This is a genomic window from Massilia aurea, from assembly GCF_040790145.1.
GTDB lineage: Bacteria > Pseudomonadota > Gammaproteobacteria > Burkholderiales > Burkholderiaceae_D > Telluria > Telluria aurea_C.
Window position 1 is genome coordinate 11,515 of record NZ_JBFMMP010000015.1, and the last position, 11,775, is coordinate 23,289.

An 11,775-nucleotide genomic window follows, 5' to 3' on the forward strand; every position below is an offset into this window, starting at 1 on the left:
CCGCTATGATAGCTAAAACGGCAATACAACAGTAAGCGTACCCATTACCAATTTCCAGTTTCAGTAACGTTTCAGTAACGCGTAACACTCACAGGCCATCTCGCATGGTGCGTCGTGGCGGCACGAATGATAAACCTATGCTGACTTCCTGTACATCCGAAGACGTCGCCGCTCGTGGCCACAGCGCCCACGAAGCCGACGAACTGCACGCCGGCCTGCAAGCGCCGGGCGCCTGGATCTCCCCCAAATTCCTGTACGACGCTCTCGGTTCGAAACTGTTCGAAGCGATCTGCGAACTCCCCGAGTATTACCCGACACGCACCGAAGCGTCGATTTTCAGTCGCTATGGCGCCGAAATCGCCCGTTCGGCCGGCCTGGGGGCCACCCTGGTCGACCTGGGTGCTGGCAACTGCGCCAAGGCGGCGGCGCTGTTTCCACTGCTGCAGCCGGCGCAATACGTGGCAATCGACATTTCCACCGACTTCGTGCAGGACGCCTTGGCGCGCCTGCGCCAGCGTTTCCCGCAGATCGCGATGGAAGCACTTGGCATGGATTTCTCGAGCCAGTTCGTGCTGCCGCCGCAAGTGAACGCCGGGCGGCGCCTGTTCTTTTATCCGGGTTCGTCGATCGGCAACTTCACGCCCGACGAAGCGCAGGGTTTTCTTGTGCGCCTGCGCGCCCAGTGCGGTGACGATGGCGGCGTGCTCATCGGCGTCGACCTGGCCAAGGATCACGCCACGCTCGACGCGGCCTATGACGACGCGCTGGGCGTCACGGCGGCCTTCAACCTGAACCTGCTGCGCCACGTGAACCGCCTGATCGACGGCGACTTCGACATCAGGGGTTGGCAGCATCGCGGCGCCTACAATGCGGCGATGGGCCGCATCGAGATGCATCTCGAAGCGCGCACGGCGCAAACCGTGCGCTGGCGCGGCGGCGAGCGCCGTTTCGAGGCCGGGGAGCGCATCCACACCGAGAACAGCTACAAGTACCAGCAGGCCGATGCCATCAAGCTCCTCGAACGCTCGGGCTTCGAGGCCACTCGGGTCTGGACCGATCCGCAGCGCTGGTTTGCCGTCATTCACGCGCAGGCGATTGCATCATGAACATGATGCGCGACGACAGCTTGCCACGCGCTTTCGCGCAGGTACGGTCACGGTCGCTGCAGCTGGCCGAGGGCTTGTCCGACGAAGACTGCTGCGCGCAGTCGATGCCGGACGCGAGCCCCATCAAATGGCATCTGGCGCACACGACGTGGTTCTTCGAAACGTTCATTCTCGAGCCGCGCGAGGCCAACTTCGCGCCGTTTCACCCGGCGTTCCGGGTCATTTTCAATTCGTACTACAACGGCGTGGGCAACAAGCATCCACGCGCCCAGCGCGGCTTGCTCACACGCCCGGCGCTCTCAGTCGTCAAGGCGTACCGCGCCGATGTCGACCGCCGCATTGCCGACCTGCTCGCCCGCGGCATCGATGCGCCGCTGGCCGCGCTGATCGAACTCGGTCTGCAGCACGAGCAGCAACACCAAGAGTTGATGCTGACCGACGTGAAGCACCTGCTGGCGCAAAATCCCCTGTATCCGGCGTATGCCACCGATGCGATGCCGCCGGCAGATCCTGCCGAGCCGCTGGCCTGGCTCGATTTCGACGGCGGCCTGGCCGAAGTCGGCTATGGCGGCAACGGTTTTTGCTTCGACAATGAATTGCCGCGCCACCGCACCTATGTGGCGCCGTTCGCGCTGGCGTCGCGCCTGGTCACCAATGGCGAATACCGCGCCTTCATCGAGGCCGGCGGTTACCGCGATCCAGCGCTGTGGCTTGCCGAGGGCTGGGACCTTGTCAGCCGCGGCGAGATCGCCCGGCCGCTGTACTGGGTCGAAGACCCCGACGGCTGGCACGAATTCACGCTGCACGGCCTGCAGCCGCTGGACGCCGAGCGGCCCGTCACGCACCTGTCGCTGTACGAGGCCGACGCGCTCGCGCGCTGGTCGGGTGCGCGCCTGCCAACCGAGTTCGAATGGGAGTTCGCGGCGCGCCAGGCTTGCCTGGGTTGCGGCCCGGCCCATCACCCCGACGCCGCCAGCGGCGCCGGCCTGCAACAGATGTTCGGCGCTTGCTGGCAATGGACCAGCAGTAGCTACGCACCGTATCCCGGCTACGCACCAGCGCCAGGCGCCATCGGCGAATACAACGGCAAGTTCATGATCAATCAGTATGTTTTACGCGGCTCGTCCTGCGCCACCCCTGGCGGTCACGCGCGGCCCAGTTATCGCAACTTCTTCCCGACAGGCGCACGCTGGCAATTTACCGGCATTCGCCTCGCCCGATGAGCCGTCGGCGTGACTGGCGCGCGCGCCTGAAAGACCAGCGCGCCAATGTCTACATTCTTTCCCATCCGCTCAAGTTCACGCTGCAAGTCCTGAAAGGGTTCCGCGCCAACCAGGGCTTGCTGCTGGCCGGCGCCGTCGCGTATTACGCGCTGCTGTCGATCGTGCCGTTCCTGATGCTGGTGATGGTGGTGCTGTCGCACTTCATCGACCCGACCGAGTTGCTCGAAACGCTCAGCCGCTACCTGCAACTATTGATGCCGGGGCAGTCGGCGCCGATCGTGGCCGAGGTGGCGCACTTCCTCGATGACCGCCAACTGATCACCTGGGTGCTGGTGGTAACGATGCTGTTCTTCAGTTCGCTCGCCTTCACTGTGCTGGAAAACGCGATGAGCGTGATCTTCGTGCACCGGGTGGCGATCCGGCGCCGGCATTACCTGGTCTCGGCCGTGCTGCCGTACTGCTACATCCTGGCGCTGGGCTTCGGCATCATGGTCGTCACGCTGGTCGCCGGCGCCTTGCAGGTGATGGGGCGCGAAAGCGTGTGGCTGTTCAATTACCACTGGTCGCTCAATGGCGTATCGGGCGCGCTGCTGTATCTGCTGGGGCTGATCGGCGAGATCCTCGTGCTCACGTCGATATATCTCGTGATGCCTGTGGGCCGGCTGTCGCTGTGGCACGCCGCCATCGGCGGCGTGACGGCGGCGCTGCTGTGGGAAGCGGCGCGTCACATCCTGGTCTGGTATTTCTCGACGCTGTCGCAGGTGAACCTGGTGTATGGCTCGATGACGACGGCGATCGTCGTCATGTTCTCGCTCGAGATCGCGGCGACCCTGTTGCTGCTGGGCGCGCAAGTGATTGCGGAATACGAGCGGGTGGGCAAGGCGCCGGACGACACGCCTTCGCCGCCAATGACAACGGCGCCACTGGCAGCCCGGTAAGCCACCACGTAACGCGCCCGTCGTTCCCGTGAAGACGGGAACCCAAGTATGTCGCTGGCCACTACGGCATTTGTGGCCAGCGCATGAAAACTTGGGTTCCCGCCTCCGCGGGAACGACGGGCTTTTGGCTCGGCTTACTTGCTGCTGTCCTTCTGCGTGATGAACAGGCTGGCGATACAACTACCAGCGATCAGCACGGCCACGACGGTCAGCGAAGCCTGCACCGGCACGTGGTACCACGGCATGATCAGCATCTTGACACCGATGAAGGTCAGGACCATCGCCAGGCCATACTTGAGCAGGTGGAAGCGGTCAGCCACGTCCACCAGCAGGAAGTACAGCGCACGCAGACCCAAGATCGCGAACATATTCGACGTGAACACGATGAACGGATCGGTCGTGATCGCGAAAATTGCCGGGATCGAGTCGACCGCGAACACCAGGTCGGTCACTTCGATCAGGATCAGCACCAAGAACAGCGGGGTGACAAAACGCACGCCGTCGATCTTGACGAAGAACTTCTCGCCGTGGTCGCCTTCGGACACTTTCAGGTGCTTGCGGGCGAACTTCAGGATCGGGTTGTTGACCACGTCCGGTTCTTCATCGACAGCCACCAGCATGCGGATACCCGTGAACAGCAGGAACGCGCCGAACAGGTACAGTACCCAGCTGAATTCGCTCACGACCCACGCACCGGCGCTGATCATGACAGCACGCATGATGATCGCGCCGAGCACACCGTAGATCAGGACGCGGCGCTGGTATTGCTGCGGCACCTGGAACGCGGTAAAGATCAGCAGGAACACGAACACGTTGTCGACCGACAGCGCTTTCTCGATCAGGTAGCCGGAGAAGAACTCCAGCGCCTTCTGGTCGGCGATTTCGGCGCCGACGCTGCCCTTCAGATACCACCAGAGGCCGGCATTGAACAGCAGGGCCATGCTGACCCAGACCAGCGACCAGATACCCGCTTCCTTGACGCTGACCTTGTGCGCCTTGTTGCCGCCAAAGACGAACAGGTCAAGCGCCAGCATCACCAGCACGAAGCCGACGAAGCCCGCCCACATCATGGGGCTTGCAATGGTTTCCAGACCGTTCATCGGATGCTCCCGTCACGTCGAGGATTGTTCGGCCGGTGTGTCCGGGCTTGGTCGGGCGGGTGGAAAATTGGGTGTGTCATGGGAATGGCACCTTCAGTTTGTGGCGAAGACTTGACTATAGGGGAGCGCGAAGCATCGTACAAATCGAATATAATTTCATATTAAATCAGTTTTTTCGATGTATCGGAGCCGCCATGTCTGCCCTGAACTACAAGCACCTGCGCTACTTCTGGATGGTGGCCAAGACCGGCAGCATTGCCAAGGCCGCCTCGCAACTGAACCTGACGCCCCATTCGATCTCGGGGCAATTGTCCGAGTTCGCCGACGCGCTGGGCGTGGCGCTGTTTCGCAAGTCCGGCCGCAGCCTGGAACTCACCGACACGGGGCGGCGCATCGTCAGCTATGCCGAGACGATCTTCAACACGGGCGACGAATTGCTCGAGCTGGTGCGCGATAAAAGTTTTGCCACGATGTCATTCCGGATCGGGTGCGCCGATTCGGTCTCGAAACTCATCGCTTGCCAGCTGGTGGAGCCGGCGTTAAAACTGAAAGACCCGGTGCGGCTGATCTGCCGCGAAGGCCGTCTGGACAGCCTGATCGCCGACCTGGCCGTGCACCGGCTCGACCTGGTGATTGCCGACCGGCCGATTCCGGGGCACTTCAGTGTGCGTGCCTACAACCACCTGCTGGGCCAGAGCCCGATGACAGCGCTGTGCACGCAGGCGCTGGCGACCACGTTCGACCAGCCGTTCCCGGCTTGCCTGCACAATGCGCCGATGCTGTTGCCGGGCGAGGATTTCGCGATCCACCAGCGCCTGTTGCGCTGGCTGGAGCAGGCCGAGGTGCATCCGCATATCGTCGGCGAGTTCGACGACAGCGCGATGATGAATGCCTTCGGCCAATCGGGGGCGGGGGTATTCTTCGTGCCGACGGTGATCGCGGCGCAAGTGAGCCAGCAATACCAGGTGGTGGCACTGGGCCAGATCGATGGGGTGGTGGAGCAGGTGTATGCGATCACCACCGAGCGCCGCATGAGTCATCCGGCGACGGTGGCCATCAGTACGCTGGCGCGCGACAAGCTGTTCGTGTGAATCAGCGCCTCCCTAGGGCTTGACGCTCACGCCCGGCGTGCCGGCAGCCATGCGGCCGATGATGGCGGCGTCGGCAAAGCCTTCGCGCGCGAACAGCGCCAGTACCTCGTCGGCAACCGCCGGATCGCAGGCCACGAGCAGGCCGCCCGACGTTTGCGGATCGGTCAGCAGCGCGCGCTGGGCGGGCAGGATGGCGGCATCGAGCTGCACGTCCTTGCCGCAGGCTTCCCAGTTGCGCCCGGATGCGCCCGTGAAATAGCCATCCTGCGCCAGTTGCAGCACGCCCGGCAGCAGCGGGATGGCCGGCATATCGAGCTCGGCATGCAGCCTGGCGCCGCGCGCCAGTTCCAGCAGGTGGCCCAGCAGGCCGAAGCCGGTGACGTCGGTCAGCGCGTGCACGCCCGGCATGTCGGCCAGCAGGCGGCCCGGCTTGTTCAGTTTGGTCGTGTTGGCGATCATCGCCGCGTAGCCGTCGGCGCCCAGCATGTCTTTCTTGAGCGCCGCCGAGAGCACGCCCACGCCCAGCGGCTTGCCGAGGATGAGCACGTCGCCGTCGCGGGCGTCGGCATTGCGTTTTACTTTCGATGGATGCACGAGGCCCAGCACCACCAGGCCATAGATCGGCTCGACGGAGTCGATCGTGTGGCCGCCGGCAATCGGGATGCCCGCTTCGGCGCAAATCGATTCACCACCGCGCAGGATCTGGCCGATCGTGTCGAGCGGCAGCTTGTTGATCGGCATGCCGACCAGCGCCAGCGCCATGATCGGCGTGCCGCCCATCGCGTACACGTCCGAGATCGCATTGGTGGCGGCGATGCGGCCAAAGTCGAACGGATCGTCCACGATCGGCATGAAGAAGTCGGTGGTGGCGATCAGGGCCTGTTCATCGTTGAGCTTGTAGACCGCAGCATCGTCGGCGGTCTCGATGCCAACCATCAATTCCTTGGGCACCGGGAAGCCGTGCGACGACTTCAGGATCTCGGCCAGCACACCGGGCGCGATCTTGCAGCCGCAGCCGCCGCCGTGCGAGAACGAAGTGAGTTTGATGGGTTGGTCGCTGGTGCTCATGGGGTGTCCGGTTTCGTTGATCGTTGTGAATTATCCACCATCTGGCCCACTAACGTAAAAAACCGTCGTTCCCGCGAAGGCGGGAACGACGGTCTTGGGGCTGGCTGAACTGCGTTGCGGCAGTTCAGTTTAGCTGATGCAGATTACTCGCCGAACGAACGACGCACGCCGTCCGCCGAACGTGGGTGGGCGCCCTTGTAGCCGCCTTCGCGACGGGCCGGCTGGCCTTCGCGCGGGGCGCTGAAGCGGTTGCCGTCACGCGGCGCGCTTGGCGCACGTGGGGCTGCGCCTGGTGCGCGCGCCGGGCCGGCTTCACGTGGGCCACGGTCGGCGTAACGGCTTTCCGACGGGGCGCTGCGGGCGCCGCTGGTGGCGCGGTCGCCGTAGCTCTCACGCGGACCGGACGGTTTGCTGAAACCGCGCGATGCCGGCTTGGCCGACGGGCTGCGGCCGTCACCTGGTTTCCAGCCGGCGCGGGCTGGCGCTGCTGCACGTTTCGGTTCGAAACCTTCCACGACATTGACCGGGATCGGCTGACGGGTGAAACGCTCGATGCGGCGTACGTTCATGCTTTCGGCATGGTTCACCAGCGAGATCGCGACACCGTTACGGCCGGCACGACCGGTACGGCCGATGCGGTGGACGTAGTCTTCCGGGAACTTCGGCAGGTCGTAGTTCACGACGTGGGTGATGTTCGGCACGTCGATGCCGCGCGCGGCGACGTCGGTCGCGACCAGCACCTTGACGCTGCCGCGACGCAGGCTGTCCAGCGTGCGGTTACGGGCGCCCTGATGCATGTCGCCATGCAGTGCGGCGGCGGCGAAACCGGCGATGTTCAGACGGTCGGCGATGGTGTCCGCGTCACGCTTGGTGGCGGTGAACACCACGGCCTGGTCCATCGATTCGTCGCGCAGCAGGTGGTCCAGCAGGCGATTCTTGTGCGACAGGTCGTCGACGAAGTGGACGCGCTGCGAGATGTTCTCGTGGCGGTTGGTGGCGCTGGCGATCTGGATGGTCATCGGATCGGTGGTGATGCGGCGCGCCATATTGCCGACGACGCCGTCGAGCGTGGCCGAGAACAGCATCGTCTGGCGTGCCGACGGGGTCGCGGCGACGATCTTTTCGATGTCGTCGATGAAGCCCATGTCCAGCATGCGGTCGGCTTCGTCGAGCACGAGGATTTCAAGCTGCGAGAAGTCAATCTTGCCCGAGTCCATGTGGTCGATCAGGCGGCCTGGGGTGGCCACCAGGATTTCAGGATTCTTGGCCAGCAGTTGCATCTGTTTCGGGTACGGCATGCCGCCCAGGATCGAGACGCAGCGCAGGCGGCGCATGTGCGCGGTGTACTGTTCGGTCGCAGCCGAGACCTGCAGGGCCAGTTCGCGGGTCGGGGTCAGCACCAGCATTTTTGGCTGGGCAGCCTTGAAGCGGACGCGCTCGCCCTTGGCGCGGGCAGCCTGCGCTTCTTGCGCGGCGGTCTTGCCGGCCGGGGTTTCTTCGGCATTGGCCAGTTTGTTCAGGGCCGGCAGCATGAACGCTGCGGTCTTGCCCGAACCGGTTTGCGACGAGACCAGCAGGTCGCGGCCAGCGATGGCGGCAGGAATGGCTTGCGCCTGGACTGGCGTTGGGGTGGTGTAACCGGTGTCGGCGACGGCCTGGACGAGGGACGCGTGGAGGCCTAGGGTGTCAAAACTCATGTGATCTGTACTTTCGGAATAAATCAAATACGCTCGCACGGAGGGCGCGAACGAAAAAATGCAACGCGAACCAACAAACGAAATGACTCAGAATGAAAGAAATTTCGGCACAAAAGCTTTGCGCCGGGACGGTGTCTGGAAGCGACACACAGGGCGGGAGGGCTTTAGAAAGGCGCTCTAAAGAGCTGCCAGGGGTTTGCGGTGCTGCTTGGATGACTGCTGTTGCTGCTGCCGGGTCTGGGTATGTTCAGAATATGTTCCGAATATGTTCAGAACCGGGCGCAATGTCGCAGTGCACAAACCGAACTATACAGGTTTTTCGGGCTGCATGCACGGACCCTTTGAAAATCGTATAACTGGGCCACCGCAAATCACGGCCGGCATCCCCCTGGCGAGGGCGCCGGCTCGTCGATCAGCGCTGCTTGCGCTTGGACGACGTGTTGCGGGCGATGCGCTTGCTGTTCTTGCTCGCGCCGGCCTTGGCTTTGAAGCGTGCCGATGTACGCTTGACGATGCCGCGATCGGCTTCGAACGCCACGACGGCATTCTCGATGATGTTCTCGGCGATATCGGTATGGCTCGAGGCCGAGGTTTTCGGCACCAGGATCGTCGAGCCGACCTTCAGGCGCGACTGCGCCGGAATGTTATTGGCTTGGCGCAGGATTTCCGGAGTGGTGCCGAATTTCGACGCCAGCGAGGCGATGCTCACGCGCGCGCCGGTGATCTTGTGCGTGGTCCAGGTCGACAGGGCGTGGCCCCATTGCGCCAGGTTCACATGAAATTTCTCGGCGTTTTCTTTCGGCAGCAGGATCTGGGTCTGGGCGCCGCCGATGATCACCGGCTTCTTGAATTGCGGATTGAGCGCCTTGAATTCGTCGATCGACATCTCGGCCAGCTGGGCCGCGATGGCCAGATCGATATCGCTCGTTTTATCGACCGTGGTGAAGTAGGGCTGGTTATCGATGGCCGGCAGCGTGACGCCGTACATGCCCGGATTGGCGATCACGTTCTTGACCGCCTGCAGTTTGGGCACGTAGTTGCGCGTCTCGGCAGGCATCAGCTCGGCCAGGCTCTCGAAATCGGTCGGTTTGCCGTCAAGCTGGTTTTTCTTGATGGCGCGCTGGACATTGCCTTCGCCCCAGTTATACGCGGCCAGGGCCAACGGCCAGTCGCCGAACATCGTGTACAGGCGCTGCAGGTAGCTCAGGGCGGCATCGGTCGAGGCCACCACGCCACGCCGCTCGTCCTTGAACATGTTCTGCTTGAGGTCGAAATCCTTGCCCGTGCCCGGCACGAACTGCCACAGGCCTGCGGCGTTGGCGCTCGACATGGCTTGCGGGTTGAAGGCCGATTCGATCACCGGCAGCAGCGCCAGTTCGGTCGGCATGCCGCGCTTTTCAAGTTCGGACACCACGTGATACAGGTACGGGGAAGCGCGGCCGGAAATGCGGGACAGGTTGGCAGGGTGGTTGGCGTAGGCCTGGGTGTGACGGGTGACGAGCGAGTTGTTCAGGTCGGGAATCGCGTAGCCGCTGCGGATGCGGCCCCAGACGTCGGTTTCGCGGTATTCATCGAGCTTGGCCTGGACTTGCGACGGTGCCGCGGCGCTACGGGTACTGGTGTTTGTGTTGCTGGTAGTTGCAGCCTGGATGGTTGGCAGCGCGGCTGCTTCCATCGCGAGGCTGAACGGTGACGCGGCCAGGAAGGCCAATGCAGCCAGTGCGAAGGTAGTACGTTTCGTGTTGTGCATAGCTTTCCAGTGTTGCGTTCGGGAACGAACGGACCGAGGACCAGGAGGCAGTGTACGGAGGGATTGTTGAGTGAGTCAAGATGTATGTCACCCTCGTTACAATAAAAGTGCCCTCTGGAATCGCGCGCGTTGCCATCATGAAAACAGAAGATGCCATCAGGATCATGGAAATTAATGAACTGACGGCATTCGTGGTCAGCAGCGCCATGATTCCGCGCCGTTATCCGCCTCGCATACAAACACGCCAGGCAAACGCTACGCCTGAATCCGGGTCTATCTATGAGCACACGCAAAGAGTGCGTACAATCCGGCTTTCGCTGTTCGCTTTGCTATTGAAAGTTTTTCCATGAGCACCCCCTACCTCAACGCCGACGATGACGCGATCATCGCGGCAACCCGCAACTGGCTCGAGCGCGCCGTGATCGGCCTGAATCTGTGTCCGTTTGCCAAGGCCGTGTATGTCAAGGAGCAGGTGCGCTACGTCGTGGCCACTGCGACCACGCCCGAGCAACTGCTTGAAACCTTGATGGACGAGCTGCAGCACCTGTCCGACACCGATGCCGAAAAAATCGACACCACCCTGATCGTCCACCCGTTCGTGCTGGGCGACTTCGAGGATTACAATGAGTTCCTGGACGTGGCCGACGCCGCCCTGGAAGACATGCAGCTCGACGGCGAGTTGCAGGTGGCAAGCTTTCACCCGCTGTACCAGTTCGCCGATACTGACGTCAATGATATCTCGAACTACACCAACCGCGCGCCGTACCCGATCCTGCACCTGTTGCGCGAAGACAGCATCGCGCGCGCCGTCGAGGCCTTCCCGCAGGCCGAAGATATTTTTGAGAAGAACATCGAGACGATGGAACAGCTCGGGCACGACGGCTGGGACAAGCTCCATGTCGGACCAGCCTGAGGCGGGCGTGGCAGGTCCCGCACCAGCCACCCCAGGCACCCCGGCCGGCCGGCCGGACACTCCGTGCGTGGCGGTCTGCTCGACGACGTTCGACGAGGTCTGCCGTGGCTGCGGACGCACGGTGGCCGAGGTTGCCCACTGGGTGTCGATGAGCGCCGAGGCCAAGGAACTCGTCTGGCAGCGCATCCTGGCGCAGGGCTACCCGCGCCGGAATAAGTGACTTCTCTTAATAGCTGCCGATAAAGTCGCGTTTGCCTATCGGTACGCCGTTGTGGCGCAGGATGGCGTAGGCGGTGGTGGTGTGGAAGCAGAACTGCGGCATGGCGAAGTGCGTCAGATAGATCGCGCCGGTGTCGAAATGGCGCGCGCGTTCACCGCTGCCATGGGTGATCGGGCGGGTGGCGCCGGCGTCGATGTCACCAGGCGCCAGGCTGTCGAGGAAGCCGAGCGTGCGCGTGATGCGCTGCTGCAGTTCGGTGAAGGTGCGTTCGCCATCTTCATAGCGCGGCGGTTCGACGCCAGCCAGGCGTGCCCCGGCGCCCTTGGCGAAATCGGTGGCGATCTGGATCTGGCGCGCCAGCGGGAACATGTCCGGGAACAGGCGCGCCTGGAGCAGGGCGTCCGGCTCGATGCGCCGCTCGAGCGCATGGGCCTCGGTTTTTTCGAGGACCGCGGCCAGGCTGCCCAGCAATTGGCGGAAGACCGGCACCGACGCCGCGTACAGGGAATGACTCATCAGGTTTTCCTTTGAAAGATGCACTTGTAAAAATCCATCATAGCAAGTCCTGTCGCGCGCTGCCGACACCACGGTACGGGCGAATAACATTGCCCGTCTGGCGCGCCATTAGTTGGTGACGTAGAGCAAGCAACTGGGCATAATCGGCCCATT

General features: G+C 63.0%; 12 protein-coding genes. 7 read left to right on the top strand and 5 right to left on the bottom strand.

The window, feature by feature from the left end; genetic code table 11:
* Positions 1 to 137 precede the first annotated feature (137 nt).
* From egtD to AB2N08_RS18180, 3 genes are read left to right on the top strand one after another with little or no spacing between them, the layout of a single operon-like run.
* Positions 138 to 1,106 (top strand): L-histidine N(alpha)-methyltransferase, encoded by a 969-nt coding sequence (gene egtD, locus AB2N08_RS18170; protein ID WP_367612298.1) that lies wholly within the window; start codon positions 138 to 140, stop codon positions 1,104 to 1,106.
* A complete protein-coding gene (egtB, locus tag AB2N08_RS18175; protein ID WP_367612299.1) occupies positions 1,103 to 2,329 on the top strand; it encodes an ergothioneine biosynthesis protein EgtB in 1,227 nt (408 codons plus the stop codon). The genes egtD and egtB overlap by 4 nt, the downstream gene beginning before the upstream one ends.
* On the top strand, positions 2,326 to 3,267 hold the full coding sequence (locus AB2N08_RS18180) for a YihY/virulence factor BrkB family protein (RefSeq protein WP_367612300.1): 942 nt from the start codon (positions 2,326 to 2,328) through the stop codon (positions 3,265 to 3,267). The genes egtB and AB2N08_RS18180 overlap by 4 nt, the downstream gene beginning before the upstream one ends.
* Positions 3,268 to 3,401: 134 nt before the next feature.
* Here AB2N08_RS18180 and AB2N08_RS18185 read toward each other — a convergent pair whose 3' ends face one another.
* Positions 3,402 to 4,367: a TerC family protein gene (locus tag AB2N08_RS18185; RefSeq protein ID WP_367612301.1), complete on the bottom strand. Its 966-nt coding sequence runs from the start codon at positions 4,365 to 4,367 to the stop codon at positions 3,402 to 3,404.
* Positions 4,368 to 4,561: 194 nt separating this feature from the next.
* On the opposite strand from AB2N08_RS18185, the gene nhaR reads away from it, so the two are divergent.
* The gene (nhaR, locus tag AB2N08_RS18190; protein WP_367612302.1) at positions 4,562 to 5,458 is read left to right on the top strand and encodes a transcriptional activator NhaR; all 897 of its coding nucleotides are present in this window, start codon (positions 4,562 to 4,564) and stop codon (positions 5,456 to 5,458) included.
* A 12-nt stretch (positions 5,459 to 5,470) separates the two neighbouring features.
* Here the strand turns inward: nhaR and selD are convergent, their stop codons facing one another.
* From selD to AB2N08_RS18205, 3 genes are all read right to left on the bottom strand, one after another.
* On the bottom strand, positions 5,471 to 6,526 hold the full coding sequence (gene selD, locus AB2N08_RS18195; protein ID WP_367612303.1) for a selenide, water dikinase SelD: 1,056 nt from the start codon (positions 6,524 to 6,526) through the stop codon (positions 5,471 to 5,473).
* Positions 6,527 to 6,669: 143 nt separating this feature from the next.
* Entirely contained in the window at positions 6,670 to 8,223 is a 1,554-nt protein-coding gene (locus tag AB2N08_RS18200; RefSeq protein ID WP_367612304.1) for a DEAD/DEAH box helicase, read from the bottom strand.
* Positions 8,224 to 8,635: 412 nt separating this feature from the next.
* Positions 8,636 to 9,973, bottom strand: coding sequence for a transglycosylase SLT domain-containing protein (locus tag AB2N08_RS18205; RefSeq protein ID WP_367612305.1), 1,338 nt, complete (start codon positions 9,971 to 9,973; stop codon positions 8,636 to 8,638).
* 80 nt (positions 9,974 to 10,053) lie between these two features.
* Here AB2N08_RS18205 and AB2N08_RS18210 point away from each other — a divergent pair, with 80 nt between their 5' ends.
* Genes AB2N08_RS18210 through AB2N08_RS18220 form a run of 3 tightly spaced genes read left to right on the top strand, consistent with a single transcriptional unit; the run spans position 10,054 to position 11,106 of the window.
* Positions 10,054 to 10,323: a hypothetical protein gene (locus AB2N08_RS18210; RefSeq protein ID WP_367612306.1), complete on the top strand. Its 270-nt coding sequence runs from the start codon at positions 10,054 to 10,056 to the stop codon at positions 10,321 to 10,323.
* Positions 10,320 to 10,886 carry a DUF1415 domain-containing protein gene (locus tag AB2N08_RS18215; RefSeq protein ID WP_367612307.1) on the top strand — a complete coding sequence of 189 codons (567 nt, stop codon included), beginning with the start codon at positions 10,320 to 10,322 and terminating at the stop codon, positions 10,884 to 10,886. Before AB2N08_RS18210 ends, AB2N08_RS18215 begins: the two co-directional genes overlap by 4 nt.
* On the top strand, positions 10,870 to 11,106 hold the full coding sequence (locus AB2N08_RS18220) for a DUF1289 domain-containing protein (protein ID WP_367612308.1): 237 nt from the start codon (positions 10,870 to 10,872) through the stop codon (positions 11,104 to 11,106). Before AB2N08_RS18215 ends, AB2N08_RS18220 begins: the two co-directional genes overlap by 17 nt.
* Before the next feature lie 6 nt (positions 11,107 to 11,112).
* Here AB2N08_RS18220 and AB2N08_RS18225 read toward each other — a convergent pair whose 3' ends face one another.
* On the bottom strand, positions 11,113 to 11,622 hold the full coding sequence (locus AB2N08_RS18225; protein WP_367612309.1) for a DUF1993 domain-containing protein: 510 nt from the start codon (positions 11,620 to 11,622) through the stop codon (positions 11,113 to 11,115).
* Positions 11,623 to 11,775 lie beyond the last annotated feature (153 nt).

Coding starts and splice junctions, on each gene's coding strand:
- AB2N08_RS18215 (WP_367612307.1), top strand. CDS start 10,320: ATGAGCACCCCCTACCTCAACGCCGACGATGACGCGATCATCGCGGCA.
- egtB (WP_367612299.1), top strand. CDS start 1,103: ATGAACATGATGCGCGACGACAGCTTGCCACGCGCTTTCGCGCAGGTA.
- AB2N08_RS18200 (WP_367612304.1), bottom strand. CDS start 8,223: ATGAGTTTTGACACCCTAGGCCTCCACGCGTCCCTCGTCCAGGCCGTC.
- nhaR (WP_367612302.1), top strand. CDS start 4,562: ATGTCTGCCCTGAACTACAAGCACCTGCGCTACTTCTGGATGGTGGCC.
- AB2N08_RS18205 (WP_367612305.1), bottom strand. CDS start 9,973: ATGCACAACACGAAACGTACTACCTTCGCACTGGCTGCATTGGCCTTC.
- AB2N08_RS18225 (WP_367612309.1), bottom strand. CDS start 11,622: ATGAGTCATTCCCTGTACGCGGCGTCGGTGCCGGTCTTCCGCCAATTG.
- egtD (WP_367612298.1), top strand. CDS start 138: ATGCTGACTTCCTGTACATCCGAAGACGTCGCCGCTCGTGGCCACAGC.
- AB2N08_RS18220 (WP_367612308.1), top strand. CDS start 10,870: ATGTCGGACCAGCCTGAGGCGGGCGTGGCAGGTCCCGCACCAGCCACC.
- AB2N08_RS18180 (WP_367612300.1), top strand. CDS start 2,326: ATGAGCCGTCGGCGTGACTGGCGCGCGCGCCTGAAAGACCAGCGCGCC.
- selD (WP_367612303.1), bottom strand. CDS start 6,526: ATGAGCACCAGCGACCAACCCATCAAACTCACTTCGTTCTCGCACGGC.
- AB2N08_RS18185 (WP_367612301.1), bottom strand. CDS start 4,367: ATGAACGGTCTGGAAACCATTGCAAGCCCCATGATGTGGGCGGGCTTC.
- AB2N08_RS18210 (WP_367612306.1), top strand. CDS start 10,054: ATGTATGTCACCCTCGTTACAATAAAAGTGCCCTCTGGAATCGCGCGC.